The sequence below is a fragment of the Streptomyces parvus genome (assembly GCF_032121415.1).
GTDB lineage: Bacteria > Actinomycetota > Actinomycetes > Streptomycetales > Streptomycetaceae > Streptomyces > Streptomyces globisporus_A.
Genome location: NZ_CP135079.1, coordinates 7,063,442 through 7,082,116 on the forward strand (window position 1 = coordinate 7,063,442; position 18,675 = coordinate 7,082,116).

The window sequence follows — 18,675 nt, forward strand, 5'->3', positions numbered from 1 at the left end:
AACTTAACCCCGACCACTGACAACGCCGTCGATCATCCCCGGCCCGATGGTGCGGGTGAGCAGATGCAGGGGCGCCGCCCGGATGCCGGCCGCCTCCGCCGCCTCCCAGTAGGCCAGCCCGGTGGCCGCGTCGACCGGACCGCGGACGAGCGGCACCGCGGCGCCCGAGGCGTGGAGCAAGGACTCCAGCCGGCAGGACGCGATGGCGTCCGCCACCATCGGCTGCGCCAGATAGCCGGCCACCGCGGCAGGCGGCAGCCCCCCGGCCACCTGCCGCTCGGCGGGCCCGGTGCTCAGCAGCCCGCCCCCGACGACCAGGACGTCCCTCGCCCGTTCCATCCGCCCGAAGGCGCGCGACGTGTCGAAGCAGTGCGGGAACGAGTCGTCGACCACCGTCGCCCCCGGGGCGAGACGGTCGATGTCCAGGAGCGTGCCGCCCCCGCTGACCGCCGCGACGATCAGACGGGCCCCGTACACGGCGTCGGGCAGCCCGTGAGCCGACTCGACCACCTCCACTACCCCGGCGAGGCCGCGTTCCAGAAGGCTGTCGGCCAGTTCCTTGAGACGTCGCCCGCTGCCCGGTACGTCACAGAGCAGCAGCCGGGCGGGCGGTTCCTCGGCCAGCGTGAGCAGCAGCTCCAGCGACGAGGAGCCGATCGAGCCGAGCCCCACGACCGCGACCGTCAGGGAGCCCAGCCGCTGCCTCGTCGCGGAGAGAGCGGCGTGCACGGTCCTGACGACGGACACGACGGTCGCCGCGTGACCGGTGGTGATGGAAGGAACCGCGTCCGTCGTTCCGACGGCCCGCAGAACGTCGAAGCCGTAGCCGGTGAGCGAGGGGATCATTCCGGCCAGGGACACGGTCCGCGCCCCCAGGGACGAGGCGAGCTCCACCCCGCGCGTGGTGTGCCCGAGCAGGGCGGCGCCGGGGGCGAGTTCGTCCGCGAACAGCGGGACGCACACGAACCCCGAACGGCCCAGCGGCGTACGCAGCGTCTCCAGGAGCCGCGGCCGTCCGTCGGGGAACAGCCAGGTCCGCAACTCCTCGCGCGGCAACGCCCCCTCCGGCAGACCCGCCTGCCGGGCGAGGTCGGCGGGGGGCGGCAGATAGCCGACGAGCGCGGCGTCCACCGGCTCGTTGCGGCCGAAGCGGTCCGGCTCGCCGAGCCGGCCGGGGCGACCCGACCCGTCGAACCCGTCGGTACCTGTCCCGGGCACGAGCGAGGCCGCCGCGCGCGCCAGACCCTCGCGTACGGCGTCCGCGAACGCGGCCAGCGCCTCCGGGGTGAACGCCGTGGCCACCGCGCGAACGGTGACCCTCAGCCGCCCGCCCTCCGGACCGGCGGACAGGAACACATCCGTACCGGCCGGAGGTGGCGTGTACACGCTGTTGCCGTCCTCCCGGCTGAGCGTCAGCGCCTCTCCGCTCTCCGGGCCCAGGGCGGAGAAATCCAGATAGGTGAAGAAGAACTGCGATGCCAGGGGCAGCCCGTTGGGAAGCGAGGGCACGGCCCCCTCGTACGCCCGCGCCTCGGCGGCCTCCGTGGCGAGGCGCCGCAGGTCGTCCTCGAACCCCGTGCCGTCCTTGCGCCCCGACGCCGGACCCGCGGGCCGGAGCGGAACAGCCGTGGCGAAGGGGCCGAACACGCGGTGTACGTCGGGCAGGGCGTCGTCCCGGCCGCTCACCGCGAGACCGAGGACCAGATCCGCCCGGCCCGTGGTGGCTGCGAGCGCCCGGTAGTAGGCGGTGAGCACGGGGGCGTGGAGGGTGGTTCCGCCGCGCGCGGCGAGTCCGCGCAGCGCATCCACCTGGTCGGCGTCGACCGTGAACCCGTGCGTGTGGAACAGCGGGTTCGCCGGGGTGCCCGGCCGAGCGCCGGTGTCCGTACCGGCGGAGAGTACGGGCGGCCGGTAGGGGGCGCTCAGCCGGACCCACCGGTCCTCGCGGGACGGGGCCGTGGGGGGTACGGCGGGCGGGACTGAGCGTGCCGCGAGGCGGACGGCGTGGTCGCGGAAGGTACTGCGCAACGGCGCCCGAGCCGGTACGTCGCCCCGCGACAGGGCGTCGTACACGGTGATCAGCTCGCGTACCAGGAGCGCGGCGCTGTATCCGTCGCCGATGATGTGGTGGGCGTGTGCCACCAGGACGTGTTCGTCCGGGCCGACGGTGAGCACCCGCAGGCGCAGCAGGGGCCAGGCCCAGGGTTCGAAACGGCGCGCCCGCTCGGCGGTGACGCGCCCCTCCACCTGCCCCGGGTCGGTGAGGGTCTCGAAGTCGACCGGCAGGCGCAGTGAGGAGGGCAGCTCCTGCTGGACGGCCGGGCGCGCCCCGGCCGGGAAGACCGTGCGCAGCATCGGGTGGCGCACGACGAGCGAGTCCACCGCCCCCTGGAAGCCGGCGGTGTCGAGGCGGCCGCGAAGGCGGAACCGTGCGAGCCAGGACGACGTCGTGCCCGGCGCGATGGCCTCGGCCAGCAGGAACCCCCGTTGGGTGGGGGTGAGCGGGAAGGGCGTGAGGGCCCCGGCACCAGCGACGGCGTCGGCGGAGGCACCAGCGGCGGTATCGGCCGCGTTGTCAGAGGCTTCGGCCGCCGCCGCGTCCACGGCGGCGGCGAGGGCCGCGAGCGTACGGTTGCGGTAGATGACGGTCGGCCGGGGGAGCGGCCCGCCCTGCCTCTCCAGCCGGGCGAACACCTCCAGTACGAGCAGGGAGTCACCGCCCAGGACGAAGAAGTCGTCCTCGCGGCACACGTCCTCGGCCTGGAGCAGCGCGGACCAGATGACGGCGAGCCGGATCTCGGTCGGCGTGCGGGGTGCGGTACGGGTCGCCGGCGCAGGGGACGGTGAACGGGGCGGCGTTTCGCCGAGGGCCGGCAGCGCACGCCGGTCGATCTTGCCCGTGCCCGTGAGCGGCATCGTGGCGACACGGGTGATCCGGGACGGAATCATGTACGCGGGCAGCGACTCCGCTAGATGACGCCGCAGCGCCACGGCATCCGCTCCGGACGAATCGCAGGCTCCGGATGCATGCGACGATCCGGGCCCGGGCGTCACGAATGCGGTGAGGCGCCCGTCCTCCGCGAGAACGACGGCGTGGGTGACATCGGGATGCGACTGGAGCACCGCTTCGATCTCGCCCGGCTCGACCCGGTTGCCCCGGATCTTCACCTGGTCGTCCAGCCGCCCGAGGAACTCCAGGGTGCCGTCCTCGGACCACCGCGCCCGGTCGCCGCTTCGGTACCAGCGCCGCCCGTGCCGAACGGTGAACGCGGCCTCGGTCAGGGCCGGTTCGCCGAGGTACCCCGGGGTCAGACCGATGCCGGCGATGAGGAGTTCGCCGGCCTCGCCGGGCCGCAGCGCCTCCCCGTCGGGACCGACGACCTCCACCTCCGTACCCGACACCGGGCGGCCGATGGGCAGTCGCCGTATCCGGTCGTCGGGCCGGTCGCGGATGATGTGGCAGCTCGTGTTGATGGTGGCCTCGGTGGGGCCGTACAGGTTGGCGATGCGCTGACCGTCGCCGAAGAGGTCGAACCAGCGGCGTACGTGCGCGGGTGACAGGGCCTCGCCGCCGACATGGACCCACCGCAGCGCGGACAGGTCCGGCAGCGCCGCGCCGGTTCGTACCCGTGCCTCGGAGGCGCTGAGGAGCTGTTCCCAGAGCGTGGGAACGGAGCTCCAGACGGTGATCCGGCGGCGTTCGACGTAGGTCAGCAGACGGTCGGGGTCGCGCAACAGGTCCCAGTCGACCGTGACCACGGTGGCGCCGACGAGCAGCGGGGCGAGGAGCTGGCGGACGGAGGCGTCGAAGCAGGGGGACGCCGTCTGGGCGAGCCGGTCGTGCTCGTCGTAGCCGAAGGTGCCGATCGCCCAGTCGAGGTAGTTCTCCATGGACCGGTGGGTGATGGGCACGGCCTTGGGTCGGCCGGTGGACCCGGAGGTGAAGATCACGTACGCGATGCTGTCGGCGTCGGCGTGCGTGTCCACGCAGACGGCGGTGGTGGAGTCGGTGCCGACCGGGCCGCCTGGCGCAGGGGGCGCCCCGTTCCCGTACCGCACAACATCCTGATCCCGCGGGAGGGGCGGCTCCGGTCCGTCGACGGGCACCAGGGTCACGTCGCCGAGCGTGTCCCCGACCGCTCGGGTCGCTGCGTGGCAGAGCACCGCACGAGCTCCGGAGCGCGTGAGCTGGTCGACCAGGCGCGCGGTCGGGTGCCCGGCGTCCAACGGAACCCAGCCCGCCCCGGCGCGCAGGGCCGCGACGACGGCCACGACGGTGTCGGCGCCGGGCTCGGTGAGGAGCCCGACGAGGCTGCCCGGGGTGACGCCGCGGGCGAGAAGAGAGGCCGCGAGGGCCTGCGAGGCACGGTCGAGTTCGCCGTACGTCAGGGTGGCGGCGCCGGTGTCGACGGCGACCGCGTCCGGGGTGGCGCGGAACCGCTCGACGAGCCGGCGTACGAGCGTGGCGGAACCGGCGGCCGGAAGGGGCGCGGCGGCCGCCGTGAGGACCGTTGCGGCCAACTCGTCGTGGAAGTCACGGTCCAGGCGGGCCACCGTCTCCGGGGCGAAGAGCCGGACGGGGAAGTTCCACGAGAAGCGCAGGACCGCCTCGTCCTGCCAGCACAGCAGGCTCAGCCGGGTCGCGGCGGTGGCGGTGCCGGCGGCGGTCGGCCGCACGCTCACCGGGCACCGTTCGTCGAGGGCGGCGGGGAAGCGCGAGAAGCTGAAGCCGGCCGGGCTGACCGTCCGGGGGCCGGGCCCGGCCGGGTCCGTCGGCAGCAGCCGTGCCAGGTCCAGGCCGGTGAGGCCGGCGTGCCGCTCGCTCTCCAGCCAGATCCCCGCCAGCCGTTCGGCCAGGGCCCCGACGGACTCGTCCGGGTCCGTCGAACACAGCAGGGGGAGGGTGTCGGCGAGCGGCCCCACGAGCCGGTCCAGGCCCGCCAGCCGGTCGTCGCGGCGGGCGCGGGCGACGTTCACCGCGATCTCCCGCTGCCCGCTCCACCGGGCCAGACAGCGCACGTGCACGGCGAGCAGCAGATGGAAGAGGCTCACTCCCTGATCGGCGGCCCGCTTCTCCAACGCGGCGGTCAGCGCGGGGTCGAGACTGCTTTGACGTGTCGTCAGAGGAGCCGAGGGAAGGGCGCACGGATCACCGTCGTACGGCAGGGGGAGCGGCTCGCCACGGGAGGCCAGCCGGCGGGCCCAGTACCGTCGGTCGGCGGCGAGTTCGCGCACGCCGTCCGTGGAGGACCGCTGTTCGGCGGCAGCGGCCGCGTACTGCCCGAAGTCGATGCCGAGCGCGGGCAGTGCCGGTGCGTCCCCGTGGGCGAAGGCGGTGTAGAGCGACCACAGCTCCCCGGCGAGGACGTTGAGGCTGTATCCGTCCCCGGCCGCGTGGTGGATCACCAGCACCAGATGGGACAGCTCGGCGCTCTCCCGCGCGAGGACCGCCCGCAGGGGAGGCTCGGCGGAGAGGTCGAACGGCCGGTTGCACAGGGCCGTTTCCAGCTCTTCGATACGACCGGGGAGCTCGCGGACCTCGTACCAGGTGGACAGGGCGGAGGGCGGCGCGACGTACTGCACCGGTGACGCGGAACCGATCCCGTCCTCGGTGCCGGCGGTGTTCTCGATGCGGATCCGCAGCATGGTGTGCCGGTCGGAGAGCGCGGAGAGCGCCCGCCCCAACAGCCGGATGTCCAGGGGGCCGCGGACGGTCTGGCGGACATATCCGTGAGCCGGGACGTCCGGGTGGAGCCTGCTGCTGGTGTGCAGGGCCAGTTGGACGGGGGTGAGCGGGAAGGGGGACCCGTCCGGGACGGGGTCCGGCGTACGCGGGAGGGCTGCGGAGACGAGGGCGGCTGTGCTGTCGAGGTGCGCGGCCAGTTCGGCGACGGTCCGGTACTCGAAGAAGAGAGTTGCGGGCAGGGTCGTGCCCAGCTCCCGTTCGAGCTGCCTGACGAGGTCGACGGCGGCGAGCGAGTCGAGGCCGAGGGCGAGAAACGGTTCGTCGTCCGGAACCTCGGTGGCGGGCAGTCGCAGCGCCGAGGCCAGCAGGCGCCGAAGCAACGCGGCCGTGCTGATGTCGGTGTCCCCGGCCGACGTACGGCCCGAAGCCGCCGCACCCGGTCCTGATCCCGTTCCCGTGACTTCCGTTGTCGTGGTCGGGGGCTCCGGGGATTTCGGGGCCACGGGCGGCGGGGGCGGCGTCGGATCGGCGAGCAGCAGCTGTGCCGCGTCGACGCCGCACGCGGTACGGAGCGCCGCCAGTGCGGGAGCGAGAGCAACGGGCCGCCCCCCGGCGCTCCGTACGGTGGTGGAACCCGCTCCCGTCCCGGATACGAGCGCCGCCGCCATGCCCGTACCGGCCAGGGCGGCGAGGTTCACGGACTGCCAGGGCCTGCCCGCGTGCCGTTCCGAGGCGGCGAACGCGTCGAGGAAGGCGTTGGCAGCGGCGTAGTCGCCCAGGGCGCCCGCCAGTCCGGGCAGCACGGCACTCACGGAGGAGAAGGCGACGCGGATCGCCGGGTCGATTCCGTGCCGGTGCAGGGCCAGCGAGAGGAGCAGGGTGCCCCGGGTCTTGGCGGCCAGGGCGTCCGCCGTCTCCTGCGGGCGCCTGTTCCGCAGGGTGCCGGGTCGTACGACACCTGCGGCGTGGAAGAGGGCGTCGATGCGGGGCAGGTCGGCGAGGAGCACGTCGACATCCCGCTCCACCGCGACGTCGGCCACGCGGTAGTGGACGGTGGCGCCCAGTGTACGGAGTTCGTCGGCCAGCCCCTCGGGAAGCCCGGGGGAGCGCCCGGTGAGAATGAGGGTGGGCCGGCCCCGGCCCGCGAGGTCCCGGGCGAGTGCGGCGCCGATTCCGCCGCCGCCCCCGGTGATGAGGAAGGTGCCGTCGGGCGGCAGCGGGGACGGCGTCGCCCCGGCCGGTGCTGATGGGTCGGTTGCCGACGGTACGAAACGGCGGGTGAGCCGTCGTCCCGCGCGCCAGGCGACGACGGTCGTGCTGCCCGGGGCACCACCGGACCCCAGCTCGGCCAGCACGGCCGTCAGACGCTGGGACGGGGTGTCCAGCGAGCAGAGGTCGAGGGCGGTGGCCGCAGCGCGCGGAGTCTCCTGCGGCAGCGCCAGCAGGAGGCCGCCGAGGACGGCATGGGCGGGCCGTGGCCTTTCCCGTACGGTGCCCGTGGCATACACGTCCTCGGTCACCACCAGGAGCCGGTCCGCGTGCGTCTCGTCGAACCGTGCGAGGGCCTCGCCGAAGGCGGCCGACGCGGCATCGTGGACCCGGCCGAGGGCGTCGCCGGTGTCCTGGACGGGGGCAGGCCCGGCCACCAGGACCACGGCATCCGGACGCCCGTCGTCACCCGCTTCGTACCGACGTACACCGGCGGCGGAGAGTTGCGAGGCGAGCCGGTCGACGGACGCGGGGTGGGGCCCGGTCAGCAGCACCGAACGCACGGACCCCGCCGCTTCCGCTCCGGGTAGGGCGTCCTCCTCCCACAGGACCCGGTGCAGGAGGGGACGCGCGGGCGGATCGGCCCAGTAGCGGCGGCGCTGGAAGGGGTAGGTGGGCAGGGGGACGCGGTGGTGGCCCGCGTCGAGCGCGGTCCGGTCCAGCGGCATCCCGAGCGACCAGAGCCGGCCGACGGTCTCCAGAAGGTCTCCGCGCCCGCTGTGCCGGTCGTCGGGCAGGGGCGCGTCAGCCGCTCGGTCGGCGGAACGCCCCGCCAGCGCGCACACCACCGTGACGCCGCCGCCGGACTCACCCGGCGCGTACGCCCTTGTGGCCGCGCGGACCGAACCCGACAACGTCGCCCCGTGGCCGACCTCCACGAAGGTGTCGTACCCCTCCCGGGCCAGACGTTCCGCGGCCGCCCCGAACAGCACCGGGCGCTCGGCGTGGTCGCGCAGGTACTCCGGATCGAGGACCGGTTGCCACGCGGCGGTGACCGTGCTCATGAGGGGCACGGACGGGGCTCGCGGAGTCAGCGCACGGGCCGCGTCGGCGAGTCGGTCGGCCACCGGCCGCATCAGGGGTGAGTGGAAGGCCCGCGAGACCCGCAGCCGGCGCGTGGGGACGCCCTGGGCTTCGAGGTCCAGGGCGGCGCGTTCCACGGCGGAGACGGTCCCGGACAGGACCTGGAGTCCGGGACCGTTGTACGCGGCCACGGTGAGGCTTCCGCCGGACTCCGCCATCGCGGCTGCGACGGCCTCCTCACCCCCGCGAACGGCGAGCATGGCGCCGGGAGCGGTGAACACGCCCATGAGACGGCCGCGTTCGGCCGCGAAGCGCACCGCCTCCCGGAGCGTCAGCACCCCGCTGACACAGGCGGCGGTGATCTCCCCGACGCTGTGCCCGACGACCGCTTCGGGCTCCACACCCCAGGTGCGCAGTTGGCGGGCGAGCGCCACCCCGGAGGCGACGAGGAGCGGCTGGGCCACCTCGGTCATGGCCTGGGCGGCCGGATCCACCTCCGGGTCCAGCCCCCAGTCCAGCAGGGGCCGCCCGCAGACAGGGCCGAGGAGCGCGGACGCCTCGTCGAACGTCTCCCGGAACACCGACGCCGTCCGGTACAGCGCCCGGTCCTGGCCGGGGGACTGGGCCCCCTGCCCGGGAAACAGGAAGACGACACGCGGCCGGGAACGGACGACGTTCGCGGCGGGCACGCGGGTCGCGGCTGTTCCGGCGCGTCCGCCCGCCCCGCCGGTCCCTCCGGCGAGATCGGCGAGCCGTTCCCGTAGATCACCGTCGGCGACGACGGCGAGCCGGTGGGGCCCCTCGTCCCGGGACGTGCTCGCGGTCCGGCAGACGTCGCCCTCGCGCACGCGCGGACGGCTTTCCAGATGCGTGGTGAGCCGGTCCACCGCGTCCCGGAGCGCACCCGCACTCCGCGCCGAGATGGTCAGCAGATGAGGCCCCTCGACAGGGACTTCCCGCGCGGAACCCGGCGACGACGAGGCCGGGCCGGCCGACGGCGGCGGGGTCGGGGCCTGTTCGAGCACGGCATGGGCGTTGGTGCCGCCGAAGCCGAACGCGTTGATCCCCGCGACGAGGGGCCCGGCGGACGTCCAGTCCCGAGCCTCGGTGACCACGCAGAAGCCCGCAGGAGCAAGGCCCGCGGCGGGCGGGGTGTGGTGCAGCGACGGCGGCAGCCGACGGTGGCCCAGAGCCAGGACGACCTTCACCAGCGCAGGGAGCGCGGCGGCGTTCAGTAGATGCCCGATGTTCGTCTTCACCGAGCCGAGCAACCGCGGCTCGCCGCCGGGCCGTACGGGAAACGCGTGGGCCAGCGACCGCAACTCGATCGGGTCGCCGACGGCTGTGCCCGTCCCGTGGGCCTCCACATAGGTCACCGCTGCGGGATCGAGGCCCGCCGCCTCGTACGCCCGGGTGATGACCTCGCGCTGCCGCAGCGGATTGGGCGCCATGAGGCTCATCGACCGGCCGTCGTTGTTGACGGCCGTCCCCCGGACCACCGCGAGCACCTCGCCGTCCGCGAGCCGGGCCGCGTCGAGACGGGTGAGGACGATCGCCGCCCCGCCCTCACCGGGGACAAAGCCGTCCGCGTCGGCGCTGAAGGCGCGGCTGCGCCCGGTGGGGGACAGGGCCTGCGCCGCTTCCAGGAGCCGGTGCGGGGTCGAGGTGAGGTGGAGGTTGACCCCGCCGACGACGGCGAGGTCGCACTCGCCGTCCAGCAGGCTGCGCCGGGCCAGATGCAGAGCCACCAGCCCCGACGAACAGGCGGTGTCCACGGCGAGTGCGGGACCGTCGAGGTCGAGGCTCTGCGAGACGCGGGCGGCGATCAGGGAGGGCAGATTGCCGGTGAGCGCGGTCGGCGGGGGAGAGCCGTCGGCCGAAGCCCGGTCCAGGACCTCGCGGTAGCCGCTGTCGCCGACCGCCGCGAACACACCGACCCGGCGACCGCGCCGACGGGGCCCCGCGTATCCGGCGCGTTCGAGTGCCTCGTGCGCGAGTTCCAGAAAGAGCCGCGCCTGCGGGTCGATCGCGCGAGCTTCGTCCTCGCCGATACCGAAGTAGTCGGCGTCGAAGGCGGCCGGGTCCTTGAGGAGCCCCGCCCAGCGCTGCCGGGGAGCGGCCTGACGGCCGCGGGCGTCGTCGTCCCAACGCCCGTACGGTACGGGGGTGATGGCGTCACGTCCGTCGATGAGCAGGTTCCAGAAGTCCTCGGGGGTGTCGGCGCCGGGGAACCGGCACGCCATCCCGATGACCGCTGCGACGACTTCCCCGCGTTCCGGGGCTTCCCCGGCCTCGGGGGCGGACGCCGCGGGTCCGGGCGCCACCCTCAGCAGGTGGCCGGCGAGGGCGGCCACCGTGCCGTGGTCGCGGATGACCGCCGGAGGCAGCGTCACCCCGAAGGCGTCCTCCAACGCCACCAGGACCTCCATCGCCTTGAGCGACGTCCCCCCGAGGCTCCCGAACGACTCATCCACACCGATCGACCCGGTGGGCCGGTCCAGCACGCGCGCCCACACCTCACGGACGGCCTCGACGGTTCGAGCCCGCGCCCGGGGCACCTCCGGGCGGGGCTCCGCGGACAGAGCACCGTCGCCGGCGCCCGTCGGCCGCCCACCCCCCGACAGCCGGCCCGTCGCGATCGCATCGGGCCCGAACACACCGGCCTCGAAACGCTCCCGCAACCGTCGCCGCTGCAGCTTGCCGCTCGTCGTACGGGGGAACGCCCCCGGCGGCAGGGCCAGCACCCGCACATCGTCGTGCAACAGCGCCTCGCGCACCCGCGCCGCGACGCGTTCGAGCACGTCCGGCGCGTCGCGAGGGGGCCGCGCCCAGGGGACGAAAACCACGACGCGCTCCGCACCGGTGACCGGATCGGTCGAACCGACCACCGCCGGGGCGCCGGAGGGCAGCCCGGGTGTCGCCGCCGCGACCTCTTCCAGGTCCGTGGCGTGGAAGGTGCGGCCGTTGAGGAACAGCACGTCCTTGTGCCGGCCCGTGACGCAGAGCCGGCCGTCCCGCAGGAACCCGAGATCACCGGTGCGCAGCCACCCCTCGGTGAACGTCTGCGAGCTCACGCCGGGAAGGCCGTGGTAGCCACGGGCCAGCTGGGGGCCGCAGACCATGATGTGCCCGACCCGCCGGTCCCCGAGGACATCGCCCTTGTCATCGACGATGCGCACGGCGCAGCCGGCCACCGGACGCCCGACGTCCATCAACTCGACCGCGTCTTCGCCCGGTTCGGCGTCCACCGCCACGCCACCGCTGAGCGACGCCCGGTCCAGGACCAGCGGCTCGGCCACTTCCCCCGGCGGCGGGAAGGTCACCGCGAGCGTCGCCTCCGCCAGGCCGTAGACGGGCTGGGCCGCCGCCGGATCCAGCCCCGCAGGCCGCGTCTTGGCAGCGAAGGCACGCCACACCGCGGGCGCGATCGGCTCCGCCCCGACCAGGAGCAGCCGCACGGCCGAGAGGTCCAGCCGGGCCAGGACGTCGTCGGGAACGCGCCGTACGGCCAGCGCCAAGGCGAAGTTGGCCGCCGAGAGCACCGTGGCCCGGTGCCGGGCCGCCACCTCGAACCACAGGCGGGGCCGCTTGGCGAACGACAGCGGACCGATCTTGACCTGCCGGGCCCGGGCGGCCAGCGGAGCGAGATGCGTACCGATGAGCCCCATGTCGTGGAAGTACGGCATCCAGCTGACCAGCACGTCGTCGGCGTTCAGCGCCGAGGCGGCCCGTATCTGCTCCAGATTGGCCAGCACCGCACGATGCGTCACCTCCACCCCCTTGGGCGCACCGGTGCTTCCCGAGGAGAACTGCAGGAACGCCACGTCGTCGCGCCCGCCGGGTGCGGGTTTCCGCAGCACCGGCCCGGAGCGCAGGGCATCGAGGGCCAGGGCGCGTGCGCCGTCGGGAAGCTCATCGACCAGCGGCGCGGTCGAGGCGTCCACAACGAGGGGAGGCCGCCCCAGTCGCTCCCAGACCGGCAGGACCCGACGGGCGTCGGCGGCCAGCGGAACGGGAACGAGACCGGCCGCCACCGCGCCCCAGAACATCGGCTGGAAGTCCTCGCTGCGATCGGCGAGCAACGGCACACAGGTCCCGGGCGCGACGCCCGCCTCCCGGAAGCCGCCGGCCACCCGCAGAGAATCGTCCAGAAGTTCGCGCAGCGTGACCGTCAGCTCGCTTCCGTCGCCACGGACATGCACGACGATCTGCCCGGGGGCTTCACGGACCGCGTCCAGCAGTACATCCAGCAGTGTCATGTGGTGCTCCACCGGTCGATCGATCCGTTCTGCGCGAGTTTCCGGAGTTCCCGGATGTTCTCCGAAGAATGATCTTAAAAACGCGTGGGCCGGGCGGAATCAACCGTCGGGAGGAGAACGCGTGCACCCTGGGACCGACAGGGCGGGGGAGTTCGGGCCGCGGGCCGGACCCGGGGCCGCCGGCGTACCGTGGCCCGGCCCCCGGCGGCCTCGCACCCCGCAGGCCGGGAGAGCGATCTGCCCGGCCGGTCATGGGCCGGCCGGGCAGGGTCGTACATCGGTGCGCGCTCGCCTACGCGCCGGTCGGCGCCGCCTGCTGCACGACCTCGAAGGACCACACCGTGGACCCGCTCGCCGCCGGCTTGGGGCGTTCGCCGCCGGAGGCGTCGCCGCCCTGGTGGGCCGCCTTCATCGGACCCTCCATCCACGCCTGGAAGGAGGCCTCGTCACGCCAGCGCGTGTAGACGAGGTAGTCGTCCGTGCCCTCGACGGGCCGGAGCAGCTCGAACCATTCGAATCCGTCGGAGCTCTCGACGGCATGGGCGCGGGACGCGAAGCGCTTCTCCAGCGTCTCGCGCTGTTCCTGGGGGACGGTCAGCACATTGATCTTGACTACGCTCATGGCACCATCCTGCCGTACGGGGTCCGGACCCCGTCGCTTCAGGGGGAGGGAAGAGTTCGCGCCGGTCCCCCGTCCCCGCTCCCGGCGGCCGAGGGCAGTTCCACCGTGGCGCGCAGCCCGCCGCCGGTGCGCGGGGCGAGGACGAGCGTCCCGTCGTGTGCGCGAGCGACGGTCTCGACGATGGCCAGACCGAGGCCGACCCCCGCGTGGTGGGTGCGCAGGCGCTCGGCGCCCCGCTGGAACGGTTCGGTGAGCGTCGGGACCAGCTCGGGGGAGAGGGGCACTCCGGCTCATCGCCCGGCACGGCAACGCGACGGCCCCGGCGCTCCCTGTCTGCTTGGACGACGACGAGGCACGACCCGAGGCCGCCGGGCACCCGGCGCTGCCGCCGGCGGTCGTCACCGATCTCGTGGCGGGGGCCGACCGGCGGTCGGCGGAAGCGGCCGCCGCCAACCCGTCGCTCCCGCACACGGTGATGACGGAACTTTTGCCTCCCCTGCCCGTACGCGGGGAGAGCCCGGGCGGCGGCATCGCGCCTCCCGCCGCACCCTGCCCTCCCCGAGCCCGGGACCGGCGTACGCGCTAGGCTGCTGAATCGCCACGGGGGAAGTCCGGTCGAAATCCGGCGCTGACCCGCAACGGTAGACGGACCCCCCCGGTCCGTGAGCCCGATCACCCGCGGCACAGAAGGCTCCTGACCATTCGCCGTGGACTGCGAAACGGGCGCTGCGCGGGACGGCCGCCGTCCGGGGCCGCTCCTCCTTGCGCGACGCACGGCCCGAGGCGAAAGCGACCGGCCGTGAACACGTCTCTCGACCGCATACCCGCCAAGCCGCCAAGTCCCGCGCGCGTCGGCTCCGGACCGGCGCCGCCCCACCGCGTATCCGTGCCCCTCCTGGTGACCGGGTTGAGCCTCGCCCTTCCGCTCTCTCTCGTCTGCGGCGCGGCACTCGGGGCGTCAGGGCTCTCCTGGGCGGAGGTGACGCGCTATCTGTGGGCAGGGCTGACCGGCGGAGCCATCGGCTCCGAAGAGGCCCCGGCCTACACCATCGTCTGGGAACTGCGCCTGCCCCGAGCGGTTCTGGCCGCTGTCGTGGGCGCCGGCCTGTCGGCCATCGGCGTCGCCGTCCAAGCCATGGTGCGCAACGCGCTCGCCGACCCGTTCGTGCTCGGCATCTCCTCGGGCGCGGCGGTCGGTGCCAACGCCGTACTCATCTTCGGCGCCTTGGGCGCGCTGGGCATCTGGGCGCTGTCCACGGCGGCGTTCGGCTCCGCGCTCCTCGCGATGCTGCTCGTGTACGCGGTCGCCCGCACCGAACGCGGTCTCACCCCGCTCAGGCTCGTGCTGACGGGGACCGCGATGTACTACGGCTTCTCGGCCGTCACCACGTTCATGGTGTTCGCGGCCGAGCGCGGGGAAGCCGCCCGCTCCGCGATGATGTGGCTGCTCGGCAGCCTGAGCGGCGCCAACTGGGCCGCCGTGCCGATCGCCGCCGGAGCGGTGCTCCTCGGCCTCGCGCACCTCGGCTGGTCGGCGCGGCGCCTGAACGCCCTCGCCATGGGCGACGAGACCGCCGCCGCGCTCGGTGTCGACCCCGGGAGGCTGCGCAAGGAACTCTTCCTGGTCTCCGCGGCCGTCACCGGGGCGGTCGTCGCGGTCAGCGGGGCGATCGGCTTCGTCGGCCTGATGGTCCCGCACGCCACCCGGATGCTGGTCGGCGCGGACCACCGGCGGCTTCTGGCCGTCGCACCCCTCGCGGGAGCCGTCCTGCTGATCTGGGTCGACATCCTCTCGCGCGTGGTGCTCGCCCCGGCCGAACTGCCGGTGGGCGTCCTCACCGCGGTCATCGGCGTTCCCTGCTTCATCCTCCTCATGCGCCGGCGCGCCTACTCCTTCGGGGGCATCTGATGCGGATCGACATCGACGCGCTCACCGTCGAGACCGCCGGCGCACGCCTGGTGGACCAGGTCACCCTGGGCGCGGCCGATGGGCAGCTCGTCGGGCTGGTCGGCCCCAACGGCAGCGGGAAGTCAACCCTGTTGCGCTGCGTCTACCGCGCTCTGCGACCGTCCGCCGGCGCCGTCAGGATCGGCGGTGAGGACCTCCACGCCCTCTCCACCCGGGAAGGCGCCCGACGCCTGGCCGCACTTCCCCAGGACGCGGTCGCCGAATTCGACTTCACCGTCGCAGAGATCGTCGCCATGGGCCGTCTGCCCCACCAGGGGCCGATGGCCCGGACGACCGACGAGGACCGCAGCCGCTGCGACGAGGCGCTGGACGGCGTCGGGGCGGGACACCTGGCCGAACGCGGCTTCCTCACCCTCTCCGGCGGCGAGCGGCAGCGCGTCCTGATCGCCCGTGCGCTCGCCCAGCAGCCCCGGGTCCTGGTGCTCGACGAGCCCACCAACCACCTGGACATCGCCCATCAACTGGAAGTCCTCGCCCTGGTCCGCGCCAGCGGCCTGACCGTGCTGACCGCCCTGCACGACCTGAACCTCGCCGCCCTGCACTGCGATGTCGTCCACGTCATCGACAGCGGCCGGATCGTCGCCTCCGGACCGCCGCACGACGTCCTGACCGCAAAACTGCTGGCCGACGTCTTCGGCGTACGGGCACACCGCGTCACCCACCCCGGGACCGGTGCGCTGCAACTGCTCTTCGACCTTCCCACCTCCTGAAGGAGACCCGCGCCCATGCCCCACCCCCTGCGCCCCGCGGCCCTCGCCCTCGCCGCCGCCCTGGCCCTCACCGGCTGCGGAGCGGACGTCACACCGGAAGCCGACCGGAAGGACAGCACCGCACAGGCCGACCGCCACTACCCGGTGACCGTGGAGAACTGCGGTGAGAAGAAGCGCTACGACAAGGCCCCGCAGCGCGTCGTCACCAACGATGTCGGCATCACCGAGATCATGTTCGCCCTCGGGCTCGAGGACCACATGGCCGGATACGTGATGCCCGACGACAAGGGCGACATGACGTCCGTGCCCTGGAAGGACGGTTACCAGAAGACCAAGTGGCTCTCCAAGGAGCGCATCAACAAGGAACTGGTCCTCGACGCCCGGGCCGACCTGGTCTTCGCCGGCTGGAACTACGGATTCACCGAGGGCGAGGGCTTCACCCCCGCCGAACTGAAGCGCGTGGGCATCGACTCCTACCTGCTCAGCGAGTCGTGCCGCAACGGGCAGGGAAAGGCCCGCGGCGTCATGCCCCCGCTCGAAGCGCTCTACACCGACCTGCGGAACCTCGGAGAGATCTTCGACGTCGAGGACCGGGCGAACACTCTCATCACCTCTTTCCGGAAGGAGATCGCGGACGCGCGCTCCCGGGCGGCCACGGGCGATGACCGCCTCCGCGTCTTCCTGTACGACGACGGGAAGGACAAGCCGCTGACCTCGGGCGCGTACGCCGGACCGCACGACATCATCACCAAGGCCGGCGGCGACCACATCATGAAGGACCTGAAGGACAGCTGGACCACGGTGGGCTGGGAGACGGTGGTCGACCGGGACCCCGAGGTCATCGTCATCAACAACTACGGCGACACCGGCGCGGACGAGAAGCGGAGGTTCCTGAAGTCCTACAAGCCCCTCGCCGGCGTATCGGCGGTCAAGAACGACCGGATCGTCGTCCTCGACTACGTGGACCTCGTCGAGAGCCCGCGCAATCCGGCGGCCATCAGCTCGCTCGCCGGGGACCTGAGGAAGTTCGCGCGGTAGGGGTCATCGCGGGCGTACGCGGTGGGGACCAGCGCCTGCGCACGCCGAGCGGGCCCGGCCCCGGAATGTTTCCCGGGCGCCGGGCCCGCCGCACTCCCGGGCCGGGTCAGCCGTTGAACGTGTCCGGGTCGAACCCGGTGCGCTCGTCACGGTTGAGGGCGGAGATCTCGCCGATGTCCCCTTCGGTGAGCTCGAAGTCGAAGAGCGCGAAGTTGTCCTGGATGCGCTTCAGCGTCACGGACTTGGGGAACACGATGTCCCCGCGCTGAAGATGCCAGCGCAGCACCACCTGCGCGGCGGTCCTGCCCACCCGCTCGGCGATCCGCACGATCGTCGGGTCGGAGAGCACCTTGCCCTGGGCGATCGGCGACCACGCCTCCGTGGCGATGGCGTGTTCCGCCCCGAAGGCCCGCAGAGGCTCCTGCGTGAGGTAGGGGTGCACCTCGATCTGGTTGACGGCGGGCACCACCGTGCTGCTGTCCAGCAGCCTGCGCAGATGGTTCTCCTGGAAGTTGGAGACCCCGATCGCCTTGGCGCGCCCGGACCGGTAGATCTCCTCCAAGGCCTTCCACGTCTCCACGAAGTCGCCCGAACCACCCGGCAGGGGCCAGTGGATGAGGAAGAGGTCCAGGTAGTCGAAGCCCAGCTCTTCCAGGGAACGGTCGAACGCCCGGAGCGCCTCGCCGGGTGCGTGCGCGCCGTTGTTCAGCTTGCTCGTGACGAAGACGTCGGCGCGGTCGAGTCCGGATTCCCGGACGGCCCGGCCGACCTCCTTCTCGTTGCCGTACATCTGCGCCGTGTCGATGTGCCGGTAGCCGGTCTCCAGAGCGGCGACCGTGGTCTCGCAGGTCTCGTCCGGCGGGATCTGGAAGGTGCCGAAGCCGAGCTGGGGGATGGTCACACCGTTGTTGAGGGTGACGGACGGTACTGAAGGCACGGTTGCTCCTTGCTCTGTCGACGGCCTCGGAGGCGGTGTGAGGGACGGATGCGATGAGGCGGGAAAGCCGCCTCTCACTGGCGTACCCGACTGCCCGAGCAGAAAACTTCCCACAAGCATCTATATCGGTAATATCCCGCGTGCGCAGAGTGGCGGAGAGAGGCGTGCCCCGCCCGCTACGCGGGCCCTGCCGTCACGTCGGCGGGGACGGGAACGCCCAGCCGGCCCGCCGCGGCGGTGAGGGCCGATCCGAGCGGAAGGGCGATACGGGTCACGGCGTGCCGGTCGCCCCGGGTCGCATCCCGGTTGACGATCAGCACCGGCGTACCGGCATCGGCGGCCTGGCGGACGAAGCGGAGCCCCGACATCACGGTCAGCGAGGAGCCCAGGACCAGCAGGGTGCGCGCCCCGCGGACCAGTGCGCGGCAGTGTTCGACCCGCTGCGGGGGCACGGCCTCGCCGAAGAACACCACGTCCGGTTTGAGGACGCCCCCGCACGCGGCACACGGCACCACACGGAAGTCTCCGACCTGCTCGTCCGTGAGATCGGCGTCGCCGTCCGGGTTCATCGAGGAGGCCACCGGCGCGAAACCCTCGTTGGCCGCCGCCAGCCGGTGCGCCAGCTCGCGGCGCGGGCTGAAGGCGCCGCAGGAGAGGCAGACGACCCGGTCCAGGCGCCCGTGCAGATCCACGGCGTCCTTGCTGCCCGCGGTCTGGTGCAGCCCGTCGACGTTCTGGGTGATCACCCCCGCGAGCAGGCCCTGCCGCCCGAACGCGGCCACCGCCCGGTGCCCGGCGTTGGGCCGGGCGCGGCCGAACGTACGCCAGCCGAGATGGCTGCGCGCCCAGTAGCGCCGGCGGGCCCCGGCGTCCGCCGTGAAGTCCTGGTAGGTCATGGGGGTGTGGCGGCTCAGGCTCCCGCCCTCGCCCCGGTAGTCCGGGATGCCCGACTCCGTGGAGATGCCCGCCCCGCTCAGGATCAGGACACCGCCACCGCGCAGCGCCTCGGCCACCGGCTCCAGGTCCGTCGTGCCCGGCGGCAGCTCCTCGGCGGAGGTCCAGCTCAGGGTGGGTCGCATGCGCATGCCCTCCAGAGTACGGAACAGGCCCCCGGCGTCGTCGGACTCGCGTCGGCACACGGCCAGGGTCGGTTTCCGGCCTC

General features: G+C 73.4%; 7 protein-coding genes and 1 pseudogene. 3 read left to right on the top strand and 5 right to left on the bottom strand.

Translation table 11 applies throughout. From position 1 onward, the window contains the following. Positions 1-3 precede the first annotated feature (3 nt). From RNL97_RS32700 to RNL97_RS32710, 3 genes and pseudogenes are all read right to left on the bottom strand, one after another. The gene (locus RNL97_RS32700; RefSeq protein ID WP_313751584.1) at positions 4-12,249 is read right to left on the bottom strand and encodes a non-ribosomal peptide synthetase/type I polyketide synthase; all 12,246 of its coding nucleotides are present in this window, start codon (positions 12,247-12,249) and stop codon (positions 4-6) included. Positions 12,250-12,529: 280 nt separating this feature from the next. Beyond that, on the bottom strand, positions 12,530-12,859 hold the full coding sequence (locus RNL97_RS32705) for an antibiotic biosynthesis monooxygenase family protein (RefSeq protein WP_030590653.1): 330 nt from the start codon (positions 12,857-12,859) through the stop codon (positions 12,530-12,532). Between the two features lie 38 nt (positions 12,860-12,897). Beyond that, positions 12,898-13,146: pseudogene (locus RNL97_RS32710) on the bottom strand (ATP-binding protein); the annotation flags it as partial. A 512-nt stretch (positions 13,147-13,658) separates the two neighbouring features. On the opposite strand from RNL97_RS32710, the gene RNL97_RS32720 reads away from it, so the two are divergent. The 3 genes from RNL97_RS32720 to RNL97_RS32730 are packed head-to-tail and all read left to right on the top strand — an operon-like array spanning position 13,659 to position 16,576. Next, positions 13,659-14,768, top strand: a complete 1,110-nt coding sequence (locus RNL97_RS32720) for a FecCD family ABC transporter permease (protein ID WP_030590645.1) — start codon at positions 13,659-13,661, stop codon at positions 14,766-14,768. Next, positions 14,768-15,538: an ABC transporter ATP-binding protein gene (locus tag RNL97_RS32725; RefSeq protein ID WP_030590642.1), complete on the top strand. Its 771-nt coding sequence runs from the start codon at positions 14,768-14,770 to the stop codon at positions 15,536-15,538. Before RNL97_RS32720 ends, RNL97_RS32725 begins: the two co-directional genes overlap by 1 nt. A 15-nt stretch (positions 15,539-15,553) precedes the next feature. Further along, positions 15,554-16,576 (top strand): ABC transporter substrate-binding protein, encoded by a 1,023-nt coding sequence (locus RNL97_RS32730; protein ID WP_243316233.1) that lies wholly within the window; start codon positions 15,554-15,556, stop codon positions 16,574-16,576. 106 nt (positions 16,577-16,682) lie between these two features. Here RNL97_RS32730 and RNL97_RS32735 read toward each other — a convergent pair whose 3' ends face one another. Beyond that, positions 16,683-17,513 (bottom strand): aldo/keto reductase, encoded by an 831-nt coding sequence (locus tag RNL97_RS32735; RefSeq protein ID WP_030590635.1) that lies wholly within the window; start codon positions 17,511-17,513, stop codon positions 16,683-16,685. Positions 17,514-17,689: 176 nt separating this feature from the next. Further along, positions 17,690-18,598 carry an NAD-dependent protein deacetylase gene (locus RNL97_RS32740; RefSeq protein ID WP_032766473.1) on the bottom strand — a complete coding sequence of 303 codons (909 nt, stop codon included), beginning with the start codon at positions 18,596-18,598 and terminating at the stop codon, positions 17,690-17,692. Positions 18,599-18,675 lie beyond the last annotated feature (77 nt).